At 70.3% G+C, this 20236-nt stretch carries 16 protein-coding genes and 5 tRNA genes (1 of these 21 only partly in view); 10 read left to right on the top strand and 11 right to left on the bottom strand.

Annotation, left to right across the window (positions count from 1 at the left end):
• From ACIG36_RS29740 to ACIG36_RS29730, 3 genes are all read right to left on the bottom strand, one after another.
• Positions 1 to 1852, bottom strand: a 1852-nt coding sequence (locus ACIG36_RS29740; protein ID WP_399934429.1) for a DEAD/DEAH box helicase, incomplete at its 3' end; no start/stop codon positions are given.
• Positions 1853 to 2116: 264 nt separating this feature from the next.
• The gene (locus tag ACIG36_RS29735; RefSeq protein ID WP_399934427.1) at positions 2117 to 2626 is read right to left on the bottom strand and encodes a hypothetical protein; all 510 of its coding nucleotides are present in this window, start codon (positions 2624 to 2626) and stop codon (positions 2117 to 2119) included.
• A gap of 207 nt (positions 2627 to 2833) precedes the next feature.
• Positions 2834 to 3184, bottom strand: coding sequence for a metallopeptidase family protein (locus ACIG36_RS29730; protein WP_399934425.1), 351 nt, complete (start codon positions 3182 to 3184; stop codon positions 2834 to 2836).
• Positions 3185 to 3322: 138 nt separating this feature from the next.
• On the opposite strand from ACIG36_RS29730, the gene ACIG36_RS29725 reads away from it, so the two are divergent.
• The 6 genes from ACIG36_RS29725 to ACIG36_RS29700 all read left to right on the top strand — a co-directional run bounded on the left by ACIG36_RS29725 (position 3323) and on the right by ACIG36_RS29700 (position 8368).
• A tRNA-Glu gene (locus tag ACIG36_RS29725) sits at positions 3323 to 3395 on the top strand.
• A 40-nt stretch (positions 3396 to 3435) separates the two neighbouring features.
• Positions 3436 to 3510: transfer RNA gene (locus tag ACIG36_RS29720), tRNA-Asp, on the top strand.
• 24 nt (positions 3511 to 3534) lie between these two features.
• Positions 3535 to 3608, top strand: a tRNA-Phe gene (locus ACIG36_RS29715).
• Between the two features lie 167 nt (positions 3609 to 3775).
• Complete coding sequence (gene hrpA, locus ACIG36_RS29710) at positions 3776 to 7738, top strand: ATP-dependent RNA helicase HrpA (RefSeq protein WP_399934422.1); 3963 nt, start codon at positions 3776 to 3778, stop codon at positions 7736 to 7738.
• Between the two features lie 157 nt (positions 7739 to 7895).
• Positions 7896 to 7970 (top strand) — tRNA-Asp (locus ACIG36_RS29705).
• Between the two features lie 200 nt (positions 7971 to 8170).
• Positions 8171 to 8368 (top strand): DUF6274 family protein, encoded by a 198-nt coding sequence (locus ACIG36_RS29700; RefSeq protein ID WP_399934418.1) that lies wholly within the window; start codon positions 8171 to 8173, stop codon positions 8366 to 8368.
• Between the two features lie 469 nt (positions 8369 to 8837).
• On the opposite strand, the gene bldC is transcribed toward ACIG36_RS29700, so the two are convergent.
• Both bldC and ACIG36_RS29690 read right to left on the bottom strand, forming a co-directional pair.
• Positions 8838 to 9044: a developmental transcriptional regulator BldC gene (bldC, locus tag ACIG36_RS29695; protein ID WP_003949541.1), complete on the bottom strand. Its 207-nt coding sequence runs from the start codon at positions 9042 to 9044 to the stop codon at positions 8838 to 8840.
• A 503-nt stretch (positions 9045 to 9547) separates the two neighbouring features.
• Positions 9548 to 10393, bottom strand: coding sequence for a hypothetical protein (locus ACIG36_RS29690; protein ID WP_399934415.1), 846 nt, complete (start codon positions 10391 to 10393; stop codon positions 9548 to 9550).
• A 206-nt stretch (positions 10394 to 10599) separates the two neighbouring features.
• On the opposite strand from ACIG36_RS29690, the gene ACIG36_RS29685 reads away from it, so the two are divergent.
• Both ACIG36_RS29685 and ACIG36_RS29680 read left to right on the top strand, forming a co-directional pair.
• Positions 10600 to 11700 carry a Leu/Phe/Val dehydrogenase gene (locus ACIG36_RS29685; RefSeq protein ID WP_399934413.1) on the top strand — a complete coding sequence of 367 codons (1101 nt, stop codon included), beginning with the start codon at positions 10600 to 10602 and terminating at the stop codon, positions 11698 to 11700.
• A 362-nt stretch (positions 11701 to 12062) separates the two neighbouring features.
• A complete protein-coding gene (locus tag ACIG36_RS29680; protein WP_399934410.1) occupies positions 12063 to 12323 on the top strand; it encodes a DUF3073 domain-containing protein in 261 nt (86 codons plus the stop codon).
• Positions 12324 to 12457: 134 nt separating this feature from the next.
• Here ACIG36_RS29680 and purM read toward each other — a convergent pair whose 3' ends face one another.
• The 6 genes from purM to purS all read right to left on the bottom strand — a co-directional run bounded on the left by purM (position 12458) and on the right by purS (position 19390).
• Positions 12458 to 13528, bottom strand: coding sequence for a phosphoribosylformylglycinamidine cyclo-ligase (gene purM, locus ACIG36_RS29675; protein WP_399934407.1), 1071 nt, complete (start codon positions 13526 to 13528; stop codon positions 12458 to 12460).
• 44 nt (positions 13529 to 13572) lie between these two features.
• Positions 13573 to 15090 (bottom strand): amidophosphoribosyltransferase, encoded by a 1518-nt coding sequence (gene purF / locus ACIG36_RS29670; protein ID WP_399934405.1) that lies wholly within the window; start codon positions 15088 to 15090, stop codon positions 13573 to 13575.
• 157 nt (positions 15091 to 15247) lie between these two features.
• The gene (locus ACIG36_RS29665; protein WP_399934402.1) at positions 15248 to 16078 is read right to left on the bottom strand and encodes a sterol carrier family protein; all 831 of its coding nucleotides are present in this window, start codon (positions 16076 to 16078) and stop codon (positions 15248 to 15250) included.
• Between the two features lie 140 nt (positions 16079 to 16218).
• Entirely contained in the window at positions 16219 to 18468 is a 2250-nt protein-coding gene (purL, locus tag ACIG36_RS29660) for a phosphoribosylformylglycinamidine synthase subunit PurL (RefSeq protein ID WP_399934399.1), read from the bottom strand.
• Positions 18465 to 19148 (bottom strand): phosphoribosylformylglycinamidine synthase subunit PurQ, encoded by a 684-nt coding sequence (gene purQ, locus ACIG36_RS29655; RefSeq protein WP_399934396.1) that lies wholly within the window; start codon positions 19146 to 19148, stop codon positions 18465 to 18467. The genes purL and purQ overlap by 4 nt, the downstream gene beginning before the upstream one ends.
• On the bottom strand, positions 19145 to 19390 hold the full coding sequence (gene purS / locus ACIG36_RS29650; protein ID WP_120754646.1) for a phosphoribosylformylglycinamidine synthase subunit PurS: 246 nt from the start codon (positions 19388 to 19390) through the stop codon (positions 19145 to 19147). The genes purQ and purS overlap by 4 nt, the downstream gene beginning before the upstream one ends.
• 316 nt (positions 19391 to 19706) lie before the next feature.
• Here purS and ACIG36_RS29645 point away from each other — a divergent pair, with 316 nt between their 5' ends.
• Together ACIG36_RS29645 and ACIG36_RS29640 are read left to right on the top strand one after the other, a co-directional pair.
• The gene (locus tag ACIG36_RS29645) at positions 19707 to 20024 is read left to right on the top strand and encodes an Lsr2 family protein (RefSeq protein WP_399934391.1); all 318 of its coding nucleotides are present in this window, start codon (positions 19707 to 19709) and stop codon (positions 20022 to 20024) included.
• 160 nt (positions 20025 to 20184) lie between these two features.
• Positions 20185 to 20236, top strand: a tRNA-Gly gene (locus ACIG36_RS29640); it runs 120 nt beyond the window's last position.

The following is a 20236-nucleotide window of genomic DNA, read 5'->3' as shown; positions in this document are numbered from 1 at the left end:
GGTCGTCGCGACGGAAGCCGCCGGAGGGGCGGTCGTCACGGCGGAAGCCACCGCGGTCGTCACGACGGTCGTCACGGCGGAAACCACCACGGTCGCCGTCACGGTCGTCGCGACGGAAGCCGCCGGAGGGGCGGTCGTCACGGCGGAAGCCACCGCGGTCGTCACGACGGTCGTCACGGCGGAAACCACCACGGTCGCCACCGCGCTCGTCACGACGGTCGTCGCGGCGGAAGCCGCCACGGTCGCCACCGCGGTCGTCACGGCGGTCGCCGCGGCGCTCGAAGTTGCCCCGCTCGTCGCGGCGCTCGTGGGCGGGCGCGGTCTGCGCCGGGACGGCCGCGGCGGGCGCGGCCGCAGCCTCGGCGGCGGCCTCGGCCTGGGCCTCCTCGGCAGCGGCGGCCACCGCGGCCTCCGGGTCCTCACCGCGCTCGCGGGCGGCGCGGGCCAGCAGGCGGTCGGCCTCCTCGCGGAGCTCCGCCGCACGGCGCTGGGCGCGCTCGACCTGGCGGTTGAGGTCGGCCAGCTCGCGCTCGGCCTGCTTGGCGGCGTTGGAGGCGGAGTCGGCCTGGACCTCGGTGAGGGAACGGGCGCCGGTGATCTTGGCGACGTCCTCGTCGAAGGCGCCGGCGCCGCCGACGATGTGGCGCGAAGCGTCGACGCCCGCGTCCTCCATCAGGCGGAAGATCTGCTTGCGCTGGTGCGGCAGGGCCAGGGAGACGACCGTGCCGGACTGGCCGGCACGCGCGGTGCGGCCCGAGCGGTGCAGGTAGTCCTTGTGGTCACCGGCGGGGTCGACGTTCAGGACCAGGTCGATGCCGTCGACGTGGATGCCGCGGGCGGCGACGTCGGTGGCGACCAGGCAGTTGACGTAGCCGGCCTTGAAGTCCTCCAGGACGCGGGTACGGGCGCCCTGGGTCATACCGCCGTGCAGCGCGTCCGCGCGGACACCGGCGTCGAGCAGCTGCTCGGCGACGCGGTCGGCGCCCATCTGGGTGCGGACGAAGATGATGGTGCGGCCCTTGCGGGCGGCGATGGCGGCCGTGACCGGGGCCTTGTCCTTCGGCTTCACGACGAGGACGTGGTGGGTCATGGTCGAGACGGCACCGGCGGACGGGTCGACCTCGTGCGTGACCGGGCTGACCAGGTAGCGCTTGACGAGGGTGTCGATCTCGTTCTCCAGCGTCGCGGAGAACAGCAGGCGCTGGCCGCCGGACGGCACCAGGTCGAGGATCTCGGTGACCTCGGGCAGGAAGCCCATGTCGGCCATCTGGTCGGCCTCGTCGAGGACGGCGACCTGGACCTTGTCGAGGGAGGCGGCACCACGGTTGATGATGTCGCGCAGGCGGCCCGGGGTGGCGACGAGGATGTCGACGCCGCGCTCCAGGGCGTAGATCTGGTTGCCCATGGACGTACCGCCGCAGACGACCTTCATCTTCAGGCCGAGCACGTCGCCGTACGGCTGGAGGGCGTCGGCGACCTGCATCGCCAGCTCGCGGGTCGGGGTGAGGATCAGGCCGCGGGGGCGCTTCTTCTCGGTGTGACCGCCGGCCAGCGTCGACAGCAGCGGCAGACCGAAGGAGAGGGTCTTGCCGGAGCCGGTGCGGCCGCGGCCGAGGATGTCCTTGCCGGCCAGGGCGTCCGGGATGGTCGCCGCCTGGATCGGGAAGGGCGTGGTCACGCCGTTCTGGGCCAGCTTGCGGACGATCGCGTCGTCGAGGCCCAGGTCACCGAAGGTGATCTGCGGCTCGGTGGGCTCCTGAGCGGCCTCCACGGCCTCGGCGACGACCTCGGCGGTCTCGACGATCATCTCGTCGGCCTCGGGCATGGTGGTGGTGTCAGTGGAAATGGACATGCGAAATGCGAAACCTTCCGGAGTTTCGGCACGCGCCCAAGCTCCGTGTCGGCTTCACAAATGACCGCCTCGATGCGGTCAGCCACGGCAAGGTAAGGAACGCGCCACACGGCGCGCTTCTGTCAGGCGCCGGGCAAATGGGATCAAACGATCTACCACCATACGCACCCAATGCCATGGCGCGCAAGCCGCTGTCGCATGGCCTGCGCCACACAGACCCTACCGCTGAGCCCCGCGGCCGCCCGGCCCCCCTGCGCCGGGCCCCTACGACGGGCCCGCCTGCGGCCCCGGCTGCGGGGACGGCGGGGCGGACGACGGCGGCTGCGAGGGCGGCGACGGCGGCGCCTGGCTGCTCGGGGGCTGCGTGGGCGGCTGCGGGGGCGCCGACGGCTTGCCGGGCGCGGGCGGGGTACCCGGACCGGAGCCGGCCGGGGGCTTGTGCGGCGCGTCCGGCTTGTCCGGCCGTCCGGCGGGCGGCGAGGCCCCCGGGGCGGCCGATGGCGCCGCCGAAGCGGAACCCGATCGTCCGCCCTTGGCGGCCGGGCTTCCGCTCGCGCCGCCCTTGGCCCCCTTCGCGTCCGTACGTCCGCCCCGGCCGGCCGGCAGCCGCAGGCCCCCGTCGGGCTCCGCCCCGCTCTCGCGCTGCTTGCCCGCCCCCGAGGGCGCCGGGCGCCCGGGGTCGCTCACGCTCATGCACCCGCCCAGGGCCAGAGTGGCCACGGCCGCGGCCGCGATACGGGTGAACGCTGACGCGTGCGCCGACAGTGCGCGCATGGGGAAGACCGCCTTCGGGTACAGGGGACAGGCTTCCTGCCCAACTGGCCCCGCCCCGCCCAGGACACGCCGGGGCGTGCGCGCATCAGCCATCGATCATCCGTAGCCCAGGCCACGATCATCGGTAGCCCCAGCCGCCGATCAGCCGCCCGCGGCCGCCCGGCCGCCCCGGCACGCACGCGCGCGTGCCCGCGCCCCGCCCGCCGGTCAGCCGTAGCCCAGCGCGTGCAGCCTCGCGTCGTCGATACCGAAGTGGTGCGCGACCTCGTGAACGACCGTCACCTCCACCTCGGCCACGACCTCCTCCCGGCTCCCGCACATCCGCAGCGTCGGCCCGCGGTAGATCGTGATGCGGTCCGGCAGCACCCCGGCGTACCACTCGCCGCGCTCGGTCAGCGGCGTGCCCTCGTACAGCCCGAGCAGATCCGGGGCGTCCGCCGCGGGCTCGTCCTCGACGAACACGGCGACGTTGTCCATCAGCCGCGTCAGCTCCTGCGGGATCCGGTCCAGGCCCTCGGCGACCAGTTCCTCGAACTCCTCGCGCGTCATCTCCAGCACCCCGCCATTGTCCGGCACACAGGCCCCGCGGACAGGCCCGGGGAGGGGGCTCCGGCAAACCGTTTTGGCGATCCGTCCTCGCATCCCATATGCTTCTCACGTCCCCGAGGCGCTGCGAAGCGCCCAGGTGGGCCATCAGCCCTCATCGTCTAGTGGCCCAGGACGCCGCCCTTTCAAGGCGGTAGCACGGGTTCGAATCCCGTTGGGGGCACGCTTTACCGTGTGCGAGACTGGTTCTCGCACATAAGCTTGGTCCTGTGGAGCAGTTTGGAGTGCTCGCCACCCTGTCAAGGTGGAGGCCGCGGGTTCAAATCCCGTCAGGACCGCTGTGATCATCTTTGATGATCGCTGGCTGGGTAGCTCAGTTGGTACGAGCGTCCGCCTGAAAAGCGGAAGGTCGCCGGTTCGACCCCGGCCCCAGCCACAGTGAGACCCCCGTCCTCGGACGGGGGTCTCGGTGTTTTCCGGGCCGCCTCGGTGTTTCCGGGTCCCTCGGTGATTTCCGTGCCCCCTCGCCTTCCGGGCGCGTCCCCGGCGCCCCGCGAAATGCGTTCGCCGCTTCGCGGCGGCTGGTGCGATCCTGGGGTTCGTATGTCTACGCAGCCTGCCTCCGCCACCTTCGACGGCCTCGCCGCCCGCCTGCCCGAGCTGATGCTGCGCGACGCGCAGCGGCTGGGGCGGCGGCTCGACGGGGCGCGCCGTATTCGCAAGCCCGAGGCGCGTGCCGCCGTGCTGGCCGAGATCGCCGCGGAGGCCGACGAGGCCGAGCTGCGCGTCGAGAGCCGCCGGGCCGCCGCGCCCGCCGTCAGCTATCCCGAGCAGCTGCCGGTCAGCCAGAAGAAGGACGTGATCCTCGAGGCGATACGCGACCACCAGGTCGTGATCGTCGCGGGTGAGACCGGCTCCGGCAAGACCACCCAGATCCCCAAGATCTGTCTGGAGCTGGGCCGCGGGATCAAGGGCCTGATCGGGCACACCCAGCCCCGCCGGATCGCCGCCCGCACCGTCGCGGAGCGGGTCGCCGAGGAGCTGCGCACGCCGCTCGGCGAGGCGGTCGGCTGGAAGGTCCGCTTCACCGACCAGGTCGGCGGCGAGACCATGGTCAAGCTGATGACGGACGGCATCCTGCTCGCCGAGATCCAGACGGACCGCGAGCTGCGCCAGTACGACACGATCATCATCGACGAGGCGCACGAGCGCAGCCTCAACATCGACTTCCTGCTGGGCTACCTCGCCCAGCTGCTGCCCCGCCGCCCCGACCTCAAGGTCGTGATCACATCGGCGACCATCGACCCGGAGCGCTTCTCCCGCCACTTCGGCGACGCGCCCATCGTCGAGGTCTCGGGCCGTACCTATCCGGTGGAGGTGCGCTACCGACCGTTGCTGGAGGAGGACTCCACCGACGCCGACCGTGACCAGATCACCGCGATCTGCGACGCCGTCGACGAGCTGCAGCAGGAGGGGCCGGGCGACATCCTCGTCTTCCTCTCCGGCGAGCGGGAGATCCGCGACACGGCGGACGCGCTGCAGAAGAAGCTCACCCGCGCCGGAGGCGCTGTTCAGCAGAGCACCGAGATCCTGCCGCTCTACGCGCGTCTTTCGCACGCCGAGCAGCACCGCGTCTTCCAGCGGCACACCGGCCGGCGGATCGTGCTGGCCACCAACGTCGCCGAGACCTCGCTGACGGTGCCGGGCATCAAGTACGTCATCGACCCCGGCTTCGCCCGTATCTCCCGCTACAGCCACCGCACCAAGGTCCAGCGGCTGCCGATCGAGGCCGTCTCGCAGGCCAGCGCCAACCAGCGCAAGGGCCGCTGCGGCCGTACGAGCGACGGCGTGTGCATCCGGCTGTACGCCGAGGACGACTTCCTCGCGCGCCCGGAGTTCACCGACGCGGAGATCCTGCGGACGAACCTCGCCTCCGTCATCCTGCAGATGACCGCGGCGGGCCTCGGTGACATCGAGAAGTTCCCCTTCATCGACCCGCCGGACCGGCGCAACATCAAGGACGGCGTCGACCTGCTGCAGGAGCTCGGGGCGATCGACCCGCAGCAGAAGGACCCGAAGAAGCGGCTGACCCCGCTGGGGCGCAAGCTCTCGCAGCTCCCGGTGGACCCGCGGCTGGCCCGCATGGTCCTGGAGGCGGACCGCAACGGCTGTGCGCGCGAGGTCATGGTCATCGCGGCCGCGCTGTCCATCCAGGACCCGCGCGAGCGGCCCTCGGAGAAGCAGCAGCAGGCCGATCAGCAGCACGCCCGGTTCAAGGACGAGACGAGCGACTTCCTCGCCTTCCTGAACCTGTGGCGCTACATCCGCGAGCGGCAGCAGACGCTGTCGTCCTCGGCCTTCCGCCGCATGTGCAAGTCGGAGTACCTGAACTACCTGCGCATACGTGAGTGGCAGGACATCTACTACCAGCTGCGTTCGGTCGCGAGGACGATGGGCATCCACCTCGCCGAGGAGGAGGCGGCGCCCGAGCGCGTGCACCAGTCGCTGCTGGCGGGCCTGCTGTCGCACATCGGGCTCAAGGACACCGACAAGAACAATGAATTCCTCGGGGCCCGCAGCGCCAAGTTCGCGGTGTTCCCCGGGTCGGCGCTGTTCAAGAAGCCGCCGCGCTGGGTGATGTCGGCGGAGCTGGTGGAGACCTCCCGGCTGTGGGCGCGCGTGAACGCCCGTATCGAGCCGGAATGGGTCGAGCCGCTGGCGCAGCACCTGGTCAAGCGCACCTACAGCGAGCCGCACTGGGAGCAGAAGCAGGCCGCGGTGATGGCGTACGAGCGGGTGACGCTCTACGGCGTGCCGATCGTGGCGCAGCGGAAGGTCAACTACGGGCGGATCGATCCGGAGACCAGCCGCGAGCTGTTCATCCGCAACGCGCTCGTCGAGGGCGACTGGCGTACGCACCACCAGTTCTTCCACGACAACCGCAAACTCCTCGGCGAGGTCGAGGAGTTGGAGCACCGTGCGCGCCGCCGCGACATCCTGGTGGACGACGAGACGCTGTTCGACTTCTACGACCAGCGGCTGCCCGAACACGTGGTGTCCGGGGCGCACTTCGACTCGTGGTGGAAGAACAAGCGGCGCGAAGAGCCGGAGTTGCTCAATTTCGAGCAGTCCATGCTCATCAACGAGAACGCCGAGGCCGTCACCAAGGACGACTACCCGGACTCCTGGCGTCAGGGCCGGCTGAAGTTCAAGGTCACGTACCAGTTCGAGCCGGGCGCGGACGCGGACGGCGTGACCGTGCACGTCCCGCTGCAGGTGCTCAACCAGGTCTCGGCCGAGGGCTTCGACTGGCAGATCCCGGGGCTGCGTGAGGACCTGGTGACGGAGCTGATCCGCTCGCTGCCCAAGCCGATCCGCCGCAACTGCGTCCCGGCGCCGAACTTCGCCCAGCGCTTCCTGGACTCGGCCGTGCCGCTGCAGGAGCCGCTGACCGCCGCGCTGGCGCGCGGGCTGCACCGGATGACGGCCGTGCGGATGGAGGCCGAGGACTTCGACCTGGCCAAGGTCCCCGACCACCTGAAGATCACCTTCCGGGTGGTGGACGAGCGCAAGCGCAAGATCGCCGAGGACAAGGACCTGGAGGCGCTGCGGCTGAAGCTCAAGCCGAAGACGCAGGCGGCGATCACCAAGGCCTTCGAGAAGGCGGCCGAGTCCTCGGGCGGCACCCGCCTCGAGCAGCGCTCGGGGCTGACGCAGTGGACGGTCGGCACCCTCCCGCGCACCTTCGAGACGCGCCGGGCGGGCCAGCCCGTCAAGGCGTACCCGGCGCTGGTGGACGAGGGCACGTCGGTGGGCGTGCGGCTCTTCGACACCGAGCCCGAGCAGCGCGAGGCGATGTGGGCCGGCGTCCGCCGGCTGATCCTGCTGAACCTGCCCTCGAACCCGGCGAAATTCGCCCAGGACAAGCTCGGCAACCAGCAGAAGCTCGCCCTGTCGCGCAATCCGCACGGCTCGATCCAGGCGCTCTTCGACGACTGCGTCTCCGGCGCCGCCGACAAGCTCATCGCGGCCCACGGCGGGCCCGTCTGGGACGAGGAGTCCTTCCGCAAGCTCTTCGACGCGGTGCGGGCCGACATCGTGGACGCCACGCTGGACACCATCCGCAGGGTGCAGGAGGTGCTGGCCGCCTGGCAGGCCTGCGAGCGCCGGCTGAAGGCCACGACCAGCCTCGCCCTGGTGCCGTCCCTCACGGACGTCAAGGAGCAGCTGGCCGAGCTGATCAAGCCGGGCTTCGTGACCGCCCACGGCGTCCGGCGACTGCCGGACCTCCTGCGTTACCTGGTGGCCGTCGACCGGCGGCTGACGCAGCTGCCCACCAACGCCGAGCGGGACCGCACCCGGATGGCGAAGGTGCGGGAGATGCACGACGAGTACGCGTGGCTGCTGGAGCAGTTCCCCAAGGGGCGGCCGGTGCCGCAGGAGGCGCGCGACATCCGCTGGATGATCGAGGAGCTCCGGGTGAGCTACTTCGCCCACGCGCTCGGCACCGCCTACCCGGTCTCCGACAAGCGGATCGTCAAGGCGATCGACCAGCTGGCCCCGTGAGGGAGGGCGGGTCGGGGGTGTCCTCGCCGGGAGGGTGCTCGCCGGGGACGCGCTCGCCGGGGGTGTGCTCCACGCCTCACCGAGGGAGTTCGACCGCACCCCCTGACCTGCTGTAGAGTCTTGTTTCGCAGCCCCGCGAGAGCGGGAAAGCAAGCAAGGTCCTGTGGAGCAGTTTGGAGTGCTCGCCACCCTGTCAAGGTGGAGGCCGCGGGTTCAAATCCCGTCAGGACCGCATCGATTCAAGACCCGCACCCTAGACTGGGGTGCGGGTCTTGTCGTTGTCCGGCCCGCGGCGTACGCACCGCGACGCCCCGTGAGCCCGTCGGCATCGGCTCGAAGGCCCGGATCCGCATCCCGGTTCCGGGCCTTCGTGCGTCCGACCTTGACTGCGACACGTGCCAGGGGTACCCAGTCAGTGGGAGGTGCGCGTCCATGACGACGATCCGGACCGAGAAGCGGAGCGAGCGCATCCGGCATGAGACCCGGGCGCTGCTGCGTGCCCACCTCGCCGCCGCCGTCGGCTACCGGCACCTGACCAGACACTGCCCGGTCTGTCATCGCCTCCTGCGGCTGGCCCAGGAGGCCGCGAGCGAGCCGCAGGAGCGGTGGGACGAGAACCCCGCCCGGTGACCGGCGGTGACCGGCGCGCCGGAGCGGACAAGTCCTTTACCGCAGAGGCACGGTGGGCTACAAGCACAGCGCGCTGTGACGGGAGTCACCGAAAGAGTTACAAAGGCGAGGGAACTTACCCCCTCCCTACACCCGGTCAATTTAATATGTGCAATTGCACTTACCTGGGGGTGGGGAGCGGAGGCCGGCGCCGGGGCACAGGGCGGGGTCACCCGGACGCGAGTGAGGCTCGTCGGGGCACAAGCCGGGGCATACGTCCGGGCACGCGTCAGGGCATACGTCCGGGCAGGTGTCCGGGCATAAAAAGATCGCGCTGGACCCGGCGGAGTCCAGCGCGATCGACGACTCACCCAAGTCGGTGGGCACGACGCCTGTTGGGGCAGGCCTCGGGTCGTTTGTTGCGCAGGTGGAGCTTGGGGTGGGCGGCTGCCGGGTTGGGGGCCCCGGTAATCACCCGGTCATTCGGTTGTCAGGCCTCGCTGCGCTGCTGCGGAATGCCCGCCAGCAGGGCGCGGACCTCCGCTTCGCGGTAGCGCCGGTGTCCTCCGAGCGTGCGGATGGACGTGAGCTTGCCAGCCTTGGCCCAGCGGGTGACCGTCTTCGGGTCCACGCGGAACATCGTGGCAACCTCAGCCGGGGTCAGCAGCGGCTCGGCATCAGGGGTGCGAGCGGTCATGAGCGGCCTCCTCGGGAGAACCGAACCATCACGTCGGTTCTTTCCTCTAAATTCTGCACCTTGACCCGCGTTGCCCGAAATGGCGGACGCGGGCCGAGTCGGTTATAGGACGAACGGCTTGTCCTCGGCACTACAACTACACCATCTGTCCAGCCACGTCGGCCAAACCGATGGAATTGCCCTCTCAGGTGTTCAACCTCGACGGAAGCCGATGGACCATGCCATAGCGGACAGTCACCCCGCCGTGACGATCAGTCACAGCGGGATCAATCAGATCAGGGGTCATCAGACCCGCCAAGGAGTGCAATACCGATCTATCCGCCCTTACTTGGGCGGAAGGAGCCCTTCCCGGACTCCTTGTCCTATTTTGCCACGAGGATGGGCGATGGGCGCAAGACCTGAAGTAAGTGCGATAGGTCACGGTTGCGGCAATGGCCCGGATCGGGACCTAGGTCCTGACACCGTTGCCGCGCCCGTCGTCCCCGCCCGTCGCCACGCGCCGGTCAGTTCGCGAACTGGCGGTCCCTGATGGCGCGCCAACGCTCCGTCAGCCGCTCGTACGCCGCGCCGGCCCGCGCTCCGTCACCCGCCCGCAGCGCCGCCAGCCCCTCCGCCGTGTCGGCGGCGGAATGGTCCTCTTCCAGTTGTGCTTCGGGAACCATATGCACAAGTCCGCCGTAGTCCAGTTCCACCAGGGACCGCGGATGGAACTCTTCCAGCCACCGCCCCACGTCCACCAGTCCGTCGATCAACGGACCTTCCTCGATCGCGTCCCGGAGCGTGCGCAGGCCGCGGGCCACCCGGCGCCGCGCCTGGACCATGGGCGTGCGGTAGCGCAGCACCAGCTCCTCGCAGTCCGGCTCCCGCTTGCCGTACTCGCGCTCGTCGTCGGAGAAGAGCACGAACCAGCGCAGCGGCACCTGCCAGGTGGCGGTCCTGATCCACGGGCGGGCGTCGGGGTTGCGCTCCAGCCAGCGCTCGTAGTCCGCCTCCGCCTGGCGGCGCACCACGGGCGGCAGCACGGCGTCCAGGACCGGCTGCGGGAACCGCTCGGCCAGCCCCTCCAGCGCCAGCCAGCCGCGCAGCCGGGTGCGCCAGGGACAGACGCACACCACCCCGTCCACCACCGCCACGAAGGCGTCGGCGCTCTCGTGCACCGGGACCGGCACGGGCGGCGTGGGCAGCAAGTCGGCGAGCGAACGTCGCAGTTCGTCCTGGACACCGGGGAAGGTCTCGCGGCGGGCGTAGCGGGCCCAGTGCGCGCGCTCGGGCTCGGGGAACGCGCCCAGCGGTTCGTAGACCCGAAGATATGCCGCGTACGGGACGGTCACCGACGACGTCAGGCCCACGCTCGCTCCCTCAAGCCGTGGGGCACCGGCAGGCATTCGCGGGTGCCCTTCCCCATACTGTGCAAATCGTCCCACGGCACCGGAGCACGGGAGGGTGATCCTCGGCACGGGACGGACCCGCCGGGCCGGCAGGTCTTACCCTCTTGGGCAACCGGCCCTCCAACACCCCTCGGAGGGCGACCTCCGCGACATATGGAGTCACCACCGTGACTGACGTACGTCCCACCTCCGGCGCCGCGAGCGGCGTGCTGCACACCTTGTTCCGGACCGATCAGGGCGGCCATGAGCAGGTCGTTCTCTGCCAGGACCGGGAGAGCGGCCTGCGGGCCGTGATCGCCATCCACTCCACCGCCCTGGGCCCCGCCCTGGGCGGCACGCGCTTCTACCCGTACGCCTCCGACGAGGAGGCGGTGCTGGACGCGCTCAACCTCTCGCGCGGCATGTCGTACAAGAACGCCCTGGCGGGACTCGACCACGGCGGCGGTAAGGCAGTGATCATCGGCGATCCCGATCTGATCAAGACCGAACAACTGTTGCTCACCTACGGACGATTCGTGGCCTCCCTCGGCGGCCGTTATGTCACCGCCTGCGACGTCGGCACCTATGTGCGGGACATGGACGTGGTCGCCCGGGAGAACCGCTGGACCACGGGCCGCTCGCCCGAGAACGGCGGCGCCGGCGACTCCTCCGTCCTCACGGCCTTCGGGGTCTTCCAGGGCATGCGCGCCGCCGCGCGGGCGCAGTGGGGCGAGCCGACGCTGCGCGGCCGTCGGGTCGGCATCGCGGGCGTGGGCAAGGTCGGCCACCACCTGGTGGAGCACCTGGTCGAGGACGGCGCCGAGGTCGTGATCACGGACGTGCGGGCCGAGGCCGTCGAGCGGATCACCGCCCGGTACCCGCAGGTCACGGCGGTCAGGGACGCGGACGTACTGATCCGCACCCCGCTGGACGTCTACGCCCCCTGCGCCCTCGGCGGCGCCCTGAACGACGAGACCGTCGCCGCGCTGACCGCCACCGTGGTCTGCGGCGCGGCCAACAACCAGCTCGCCCACCCGGGCGTCGAGAAGGACCTCGCCGACCGCGGGATCCTCTACGCCCCGGACTATGTGGTGAACGCGGGTGGCGTCATCCAGGTCGCCGATGAGCTGCACGGTTTCGACTTCGAGCGGGCGAAGGCCAAGGCGACCAAGATCTTTGATACGACTTTGGCCATATTCGATCGGGCGAAAGCGGACGGTATCCCGCCGGCCGCGGCGGCCGACCGGCTCGCCGAGCAGCGGATGGCCGAGGCGCGCGCGTCGCGGTAACCCTTCGCAATCACCTCACCCGATCGGGTGAGCTTTCGGTCCGGGTGAGTGTCCGCTACCCGCACAGCGATCCCCACAGAACACGCCGCCGGGGGGTGGTGAGCGAGAGATCTCTCACCACCCCTCGGCGGGTCGGCGTCCAGGACACGTTAAAATCGCAGCTGACCAGCGAGTACAGGGCTCATCGCCGGTTCTGCTGCGTGGCACGTCATGCGGGCGACGTACCGTATGGCCGCGGAAGCAGGTACCGTTGAAGCTCTACAGGCCGGACACCCTCCCACAGGGGTCCGCTCTGACTCATGAACGTGAACGCGTGTCAAGACTCTGGGGCCGTCGAGCCCCGTCAATGAGGGGGTCGAGCCATGGGGCGCGGCCGGGCCAAGGCCAAGCAGACAAAGGTCGCCCGCCAGCTGAAGTACAACAGCGGCGGGACCGACCTCTCACGTCTGGCCAATGAGCTGGGCGCAACGCAGCCGTCGATCAAGCAGCCGCCGAACAGCGAGCCGCTTGAGGACGACGAGCTGGACGACGACCCGTACGCCCAGTACGCGGCGCGTTACAACGACGACGAGGACGAGGACGAGCAGACGTCCGACCAGTCCGCGTACCGTCGCCGCGCTTGACGCGACAACTTCCACAGACCCGGTCCGGGGCCTCGCCCCGGGCCGGGTTCTGTGCTGCCTGCGACCGGACGGCCGGCCCAAGGCGTGCGCGTACCGCCCGGGACGCGCTGTCCCGGGCGGTCGCTTCCCGCTGATCAGGCGGAGTAGTCACCAGTGAGGGCCACTGCCTCGGCGTGATCGCCGCGCTCGGTGATCTCTCCCGCGACCCAGGCCTCCACGCCCCGGTCGGCGAACGTCGTCAGCGCCACGTCCACGGCCTCCTGCGGTACGACGGCGACCATGCCGACGCCCATGTTCAGGGTCTTCTCCAGCTCGAGCCGCTCGACCCCGCCCAGCTTCCCGACCAGGTCGAAGACCGCGCCCGGCGCCCAGGTCGACCGGTCCACGGTGGCGTGCAGGCCGTCGGGGATCACCCGGGCGAGGTTGTTGGCCAGGCCGCCGCCGGTGATGTGCGAGAAGGCGTGCACCTCGGCCGTGCGGGTGAGGGCCAGGCAGTCCAGCGAGTAGATCTTGGTGGGCTCCAGCAGCTCCTCGCCCAGCGTCCGGCCGAACTCCGGAACCTCTCGGTCCAGCTCCCAGCCCGCCCGGTCGAAGAGCACATGGCGGACCAGCGAGTACCCGTTCGAGTGAAGTCCCGAGGAGGCCATCGCGATGACCACGTCACCCGTACGGATGCGATCCGCGCCCAGCAGCTGGTCCGCCTCGACCACGCCCGTACCGGCGCCGGCCACGTCGAAGTCGTCCGCGCCGAGCAGCCCGGGGTGCTCGGCGGTCTCCCCGCCGACCAGGGCGCAGCCCGCGAGGACGCAGCCCTCGGCGATGCCCTTGACGATCGCGGCGACCCGCTCCGGGTAGACCTTGCCGACGCAGATGTAGTCGGTCATGAACAGCGGCTCGGCGCCGCAGACGACCAGGTCGTCCACGACCATGCCGACCAGGTCGTGACCGATGGTGTCGTAGACACCCATGCGGCGGGCGATGTCGACCTTGGTGCCGACACCGTCCGTGGCGGACGCGAGGAGCGGGCGCTCGTACCGCTTGAGGGCGCTGGCGTCGAAGAGGCCGGCGAAGCCGCCGAGGCCGCCGATGGCCTCCGGGCGGGTGGCCTTCTTCACCCATTCCTTCATCAGTTCGACGGCGCGGTCGCCCGCCTCGATGTCGACGCCCGCGGCTGCGTAGCTGGCACCGGTGGTCTCGGAGGACATATCCAGAGATCTTTCGTGTCGTGTGTAACTACGGTGCGCGAGCGTCACGGGCGACGCAGCGCGTCGGCGGCGTCGGGGCCGCCCGCGAGCTCGGTCTCGAGGAGGTGCTTGCCGAGCAGCTCGGGGTCGGGCAGCTCCATCGGGTACTCGCCGTCGAAGCAGGCGCGGCACAGGTTCGGCTTGGCGATCGTCGTCGCCTCGATCATGCCGTCGATGGAGATGTACGCGAGCGAGTCCGCGCCCAGCGACCGGCCGATCTCCTCGACGGTCATCCCGTTGGCGATCAGCTCGGCGCGGGTGGCGAAGTCGATGCCGAAGAAGCACGGCCACTTGATCGGCGGGGAGGAGATCCGGATGTGGACCTCGGCCGCGCCGGCCTCGCGCAGCATCCGCACCAGGGCGCGCTGGGTGTTGCCGCGGACGATCGAGTCGTCGACGACCACCAGGCGCTTGCCGCGGATGACTTCCTTGAGCGGGTTGAGCTTGAGCCGGATGCCCAGCTGGCGGATGGTCTGGCTCGGCTGGATGAACGTACGGCCGACGTAGCTGTTCTTGACCAGGCCCGAGCCGTACGGGATGCCACTGGCCTCGGCGTAGCCCACGGCGGCGGGGGTGCCGGACTCCGGGGTGGCTATCACCAGGTCGGCGTCCGCCGGGGCCTCGGCGGCCAGCCGGCGGCCCATCTCCACGCGGGAGAGGTAGACGTTGCGGCCGGCGATGTCGGTGTCCGGGCGCGCCAGGTAGACGTACTCGAACACGCAGCCCTTGGGGCGGGCGTCGGCGAAGCGGCTGGTGCGCACGCCCTGCTCGTCGATGGCGATCAGCTCGCCGGGCTCGACCTCGCGGACGAAGCTGGCGCCGCAGATGTCCAGGGCGGCCGTCTCGGAGGCCACCACCCAGCCGCGCTCCAGGCGGCCGAGGACCAGCGGGCGGATGCCCTGCGGGTCGCGTGCGGCGTACAGGGTGTGCTCGTCCATGAAGACGAGCGAGAAGGCGCCCTTGACGTCGGGGAGCACCTTGGCGGCGGCTTCCTCGACCGTCAGCGGCTTGCCGTCGTCACCGGTCTGGCCGGCCAGCAGGGCCGTGACCAGGTCGGTGTCATTGGTCGCCGCGACCTGGGTGGCCCGGCCGTTCTCCCGGGGGAGCGCCGCGACCATCTCCGCCAGCTCGGCGGTATTGACCAGGTTGCCGTTGTGGCCCAGGGCGATGGAGCCGTTGGCGGTCGCCCGGAAGGTCGGCTGCGCGTTCTCCCACACCGAGGCTCCGGTGGTGGAGTAGCGGGCGTGTCCGACCGCGATATGGCCCGAGAGGGAGCCGAGGGAGGTTTCGTCGAAGACCTGGGAAACCAGTCCCATGTCCTTGAAAACGAGGATCTGGGAGCCGTTGCTCACCGCGATGCCCGCGGACTCCTGTCCACGGTGCTGCAGCGCATACAGCCCGAAATAGGTGAGTTTGGCGACCTCTTCACCCGGAGCCCAGACACCGAAGACGCCGCAAGCGTCCTGGGGGCCCTTTTCGCCGGGAAGCAGGTCGTGGTTGAGTCGTCCGTCACCACGAGGCACACCTTGAGTCTATGGCAGGGACGAGGTTCATCCGAACCGGGGACCACCGGTATTGGCTCACACCACGGACAGCCACTCGGCGGGCACAGCGAATCACCCTTTCGTGGCCGGAAAATGTCGTGGGATTGCCCTGGGAACGGCTCCGGGCGCCCTTCGCTCAGGTGAGCAGGGGAAGTTGACCGGAGATGTCGGCGCGTTCGCCACTGGCCGTGACGGCTGCTTCCTCAGTGGCATCAGCCCAGTTCAGCCTGCCCGTGGCCAGCCGGAGCCAGGTCAGTGGATCGGTCTCGACCACGTTCTGCGGGGTGCCGCGGGTATGTCTGGGGCCCGCCACGCACTGGACAACTGCGAATGGCGGGATACGGACTTCCACGGACCCGCCGGGGGCCTTGGCGGCCAGGGTGTCGGCGAGCACGCGCGTGACGGCCGCGAGGGCCTGCCGGTCGTGCCGCAGGGGCGTACCGGTGGCCGCCGCCAAGTCGTCGGCGTGCACGACGATCTCGAGCAGCCGGGTCAGCAGGAAGTCGGCCACGGTCATGGCGCCGGCCGCCGTCGGTACGACAGCCGCAGGGTCCGTCCCCGCGGCGCCGGCGGCCAGTTTTCCGGCAGCCTCGCGCAGCCGCGCGGCGACCGCCGCCGGCTCCGCCGCGGCGAGCTCGGCGGCACCGGCCGATGCCGCCGCCGCGATCTCGCCGGCCCGTGAACTGACGCTGTTCACATAGTCGGTGAGGGTGATCTCGGCGCGCACGCGCGCGTCCTGCGTACCCGACCGCCGGGACAGCGATTCGAGCGCACGGACGAGGTGCGCGATCAGCTCGCGGACCGTCCACTCCCCCAGCCGCGTGGGCGCGTCGAGCCGTGCCCGCGCGTCCGGCGCGGCGCACAGGGCGTCCACCGCCTCGCATACGACCCGGACCTGCCCGTCCAGGGCAGCGCGCACCTTGGCGGGGTCGTAACTGCGGGGGCGTGGCCTGCGCGGAGAAGACATGCCGACGAGCCTAGAGCGGCCCTCTGACATCGGCCAGGAACGGCCGGGACCGGTCGGGACCGTGCCGGCCAGGACCGGGCCGACGGGACCGGCAGGCGGACCCGGCGGCCCCGGCCGGTGGTCCCGGCCGGCTGTCCCGTCTACGCGAGCAGCGCCGGAATCGTCGACTCGTGCGCCTCCCGGAGCTCCGCCAGGGGAATGCTGAACTGCCCCTGGATGTCGATCGCTTCGCCGTCGACGACGCCGATGCGCGTCGCCGGCAGGCCCCGCGCTCCGCACATGTCGCCGAAGCGCAGCTCCTCGCTGCGCGGCACGGCGACGACCGCGCGGCCCGCGGACTCGGAGAACAGGAAGACGAACGGGTCCTGACCGTCGGGGACGACGATCCGGGCGCCCTTGCCTCCCCGCAGGCACGACTCGGCGAGGGCCTGGATCAGGCCGCCGTCGGACAGGTCGTGGGCGGCGTCGATCATGCCGTCGCGCGAGGCGGCGATCAGGATCTCGCCGAGCAGCTTCTCGCGGTCCAGGTCCACGGCCGGCGGCAGTCCGCCGAGGTGGTCGTGGACGACCTGGGACCAGGCCGAGCCGCCCAGCTCCTCCTTGGTGTCACCCAGCAGGTAGAGCAGGTGGCCCTCGTCCGAGAACGCCATCGGCGTACGGCGGTTGACGTCGTCGATGACGCCCAGCACCGCGACCACGGGGGTCGGGTGGATGGCCGTCTCGCCGGTCTGGTTGTAGAGCGAGACGTTGCCGCCGGTCACCGGGGTGCCCAGGGCCAGGCAGCCGTCCGCCAGGCCGCGGGCGGCCTCCGCGAACTGCCACATGACGGCCGGGTCCTCCGGCGAACCGAAGTTCAGGCAGTTGGAGATGGCCAGCGGGCGGGCGCCGGAGGCGGCCACGTTGCGGTACGACTCGGCGAGCGCGAGCTGCGCGCCCGTGTACGGGTCGAGCTTGGCGTAACGGCCGTTGCCGTCCGTCGCAACCGCGACGCCCAGGTCGGTGTTCTCATCAATGCGGACCATGCCCGAGTCCTCGGGCTGGGCGAGCACGGTGTTGCCCTGCACGAAGCGGTCGTACTGGTCGGTGATCCAGGACTTCGAGGCCTGGTTCGGGGAGGAGATGACCTTGAGTACCTGCGCGCGCAGCTCCTCGGCGGTGGCCGGGCGGGCGAGCTTGGCCGCGTCGTCGGCCTGGAGGGCGTCCTGCCAGTCCGGACGGGCGTACGGGCGCTCGTACACCGGGCCCTCGTGGGCGACGGTGCGCGGCGGAACGTCGACGATCTGCTCGCCGTGCCAGAAGATCTCCAGCCGCTCGCCGTCGGTGACTTCACCGATGACGGTGGCGATGACGTCCCACTTCTCGCAGATCTCGAGGAAGCGGTCGACCTTGCCCGGCTCGACGATCGCGCACATGCGCTCCTGCGACTCGCTCATGAGGATCTCCTCGGGCGAGAGCGTCGCGTCGCGCAGCGGCACCCGGTCCAGCTCGACGCGCATACCGCCGGAGCCGGCGCTGGCCAGCTCGCTGGTGGCGCAGGACAGGCCGGCGCCGCCGAGGTCCTGGATGCCGTCCACGAGGTCCTCGCGGAAGATCTCCAGGGTGCACTCGATGAGGAGCTTCTCCTGGAAGGGGTCGCCGACCTGGACAGCGGGGCGCTTGGTGGACTTCGAGTCGTCGAAGGTCTCCGACGCCAGGACCGAGACGCCGCCGATACCGTCGCCGCCGGTGCGGGCGCCGTAGAGGATGACCTTGTTGCCGGCGCCGGAGGCCTTGGCGAGGTGGATGTCCTCGTGCTTCATCACGCCGACGCACAGGGCGTTGACCAGCGGGTTGCCCTGGTAGCAGGAGTCGAAGACGACCTCGCCGCCGATGTTGGGCAGGCCCAGGCAGTTGCCGTAGCCGCCGATTCCCGCGACGACGCCCGGCAGGACGCGCTTGGTGTCGGGGTGGTCCGCGGCGCCGAAGCGCAGCGGGTCCATGACGGCCACGGGTCGGGCGCCCATGGCGAGGATGTCGCGGACGATGCCGCCGACGCCGGTGGCCGCGCCCTGGTAGGGCTCGATGTACGAGGGGTGGTTGTGCGACTCGACCTTGAAGGTCACCGCGTAGCCCTGGCCGACGTCGACGACGCCCGCGTTCTCGCCGATGCCGACGAGCAGGGCGTCGTTCTCGGGGGCCTTCTCGCCGAACTGGCGCAGGTGGACCTTGCTCGACTTGTACGAGCAGTGCTCGGACCACATCACGCTGTACATGGCCAGCTCGGCGCCGGTGGGACGGCGGCCGAGGATGGTGCGGATGCGCTCGTACTCGTCCTGCTTGAGGCCGAGTTCGGCCCAGGGCTGGTCGACGTCGGGGGTCTCGTTGGCGTGCTTGACGGTGTCGAGGCTCATGAGGCGCTGACCAGCTTCTTGAGGATCGAGGTGAAGAATCCGAGCCCGTCCGTGCGGCCGGTGCCGACGAGGGGTTCGACGGCGTGCTCGGGGTGCGGCATCAGGCCGACGACGTTGCCGGCGGCGTTGGTGATGCCGGCGATGTCGCGGAGCGAGCCGTTGGGGTTCCCGTCGAGGTAGCGGAAGGCGACGCGGCCCTCCGCCTCGAGCTCGTCCAGGGTGCGCTCGTCGGCCACGTAGCGGCCGTCGATGTTCTTCAGCGGGACGGAGATCTCCTGGCCCGCTTCGTAGTCGGTGGTCCAGGCGGTGGTGGCGTTCTCCACCCGCAGCTTCTGCTCGCGGCAGATGAAGTGCAGGTGGTTGTTGCGCAGCATCGCGCCGGGCAGCAGGTGGGTCTCGGTGAGCACCTGGAAGCCGTTGCAGATGCCGAGGACGGGCATCCCGCCCCTGGCCTGGTCGATGACGGTCTCCATGACCGGCGAGAAGCGGGAGATGGCGCCCGCCCGCAGGTAGTCGCCGTAGGAGAAACCGCCGGGCAGGACCACGGCGTCCACCTGCTTGAGGTCCTTGTCGCGGTGCCAGAGCGGCACGGGCTCGAGCCCGGCGATCCGGACGGCGCGCTGGGTGTCGCGGTCGTCCAGCGTTCCGGGGAAGGTGATGACCCCTACGCGTGCGGTCACGAGTCGACTCGCACGGTGAAGTTCTCGATCACGGTGTTGGCGAGAAACGTTTCCGCCATCTCGTGGATTCGGGCGAGGGCGGCCTCGTCGACCGGGCCCTCCACCTCGAGTTCAAAGCGCTTGCCCTGACGGACGTCGGCGATCCCCTCGAAACCCAGGCGTGGCAGCGCGCGCTGCACCGCCTGGCCCTGCGGGTCGAGGATCTCCGGCTTGAGCATGACGTCGACTACGACGCGTGCCACTGGCACTCCCGGTGTGTGGTGCGTGAGCTGAAGCGGTGATGTCAGAGTACAGTCCCGAAAAATCTACGCGCATAGATATGCTCGGCTTATCCTTCGCATTTCGGCAGGGCCCCACGAGAACGCTCGGAAAAATTCCGGGAAAAACACCGGAAGATCGCATCGTCGCGATTGCGTCGGGGCGCCCCGACGGAATTAACTGGGCTCCGCCATGCATTGCCTTTTGCTGTACAAATGAATATGTATTGACCGAGAACAACAGCAACCCTCGTATCGCCGCAGGTCAACGCGGTGATACCGGCCGAAAGGACCCATATCCGTGGCGCAGCGCGTAGTGGTCACACTCTCCGACGACATCGACGGCGGGGAAGCCGCGGAGACCGTCATCTTCGGGATCGACGGCAAGTCGTACGAGATCGACCTGAACACTGCCAATGCGAAGAAACTGCGAGGTGTCCTCGCGCCTTACGTGGAGGCGGGCCGCAAGCAGTCCCGCTCGGGCAAGGCCTACCGCCGCACGGCCGTCGCGCCCGACCCGGCCGCGGTGCGGGCGTGGGCCCGCTCCCACGGGATGGAGGTCCCGCCGCGCGGACGGATCCCCAAGAAGGTCTACGAGGCGTTCAACGAGGCCGCCTGAGGTCGCCTGAGCCCACCGGGAGCCGACGGCGGGGGGCGTCGGCCGAACGGATGACGGGGGCCTCGAACGGCCCGACTTGCCAAGAGCCCCGGATGATCAGCTAGAGTCTGGATCACGCCGAGGGGCAAGGCCGGGAAACGGGCCGGAACTTCGGGGTCATGCGGGTGTAGCTCAGTAGTAGAGCGCCCCCTTTCCAAGGGGGAGGCGCAGTG

The sequence above is a fragment of the Streptomyces sp. NPDC053048 genome (assembly GCF_044547045.1).
In the GTDB taxonomy this organism is placed as follows: Bacteria; Actinomycetota; Actinomycetes; order Streptomycetales; family Streptomycetaceae; genus Streptomyces.
The sequence above is the reverse complement of the archived record's forward strand: the minus strand, read 5'-3'. Positions and strand labels throughout refer to the sequence as shown.

Excerpts from the sequence above, each read along its gene's own strand:
- ACIG36_RS29735 (WP_399934427.1), bottom strand. The coding sequence starts at position 2,626 with ATGCGCGCACTGTCGGCGCACGCGTCAGCGTTCACCCGTATCGCGGCC.
- hrpA (WP_399934422.1), top strand. The coding sequence starts at position 3,776 with ATGTCTACGCAGCCTGCCTCCGCCACCTTCGACGGCCTCGCCGCCCGC.
- ACIG36_RS29700 (WP_399934418.1), top strand. The coding sequence starts at position 8,171 with ATGACGACGATCCGGACCGAGAAGCGGAGCGAGCGCATCCGGCATGAG.
- bldC (WP_003949541.1), bottom strand. The coding sequence starts at position 9,044 with ATGACCGCTCGCACCCCTGATGCCGAGCCGCTGCTGACCCCGGCTGAG.
- ACIG36_RS29680 (WP_399934410.1), top strand. The coding sequence starts at position 12,063 with ATGGGGCGCGGCCGGGCCAAGGCCAAGCAGACAAAGGTCGCCCGCCAG.
- purM (WP_399934407.1), bottom strand. The coding sequence starts at position 13,528 with ATGTCCTCCGAGACCACCGGTGCCAGCTACGCAGCCGCGGGCGTCGAC.
- ACIG36_RS29665 (WP_399934402.1), bottom strand. The coding sequence starts at position 16,078 with ATGTCTTCTCCGCGCAGGCCACGCCCCCGCAGTTACGACCCCGCCAAG.
- purL (WP_399934399.1), bottom strand. The coding sequence starts at position 18,468 with ATGAGCCTCGACACCGTCAAGCACGCCAACGAGACCCCCGACGTCGAC.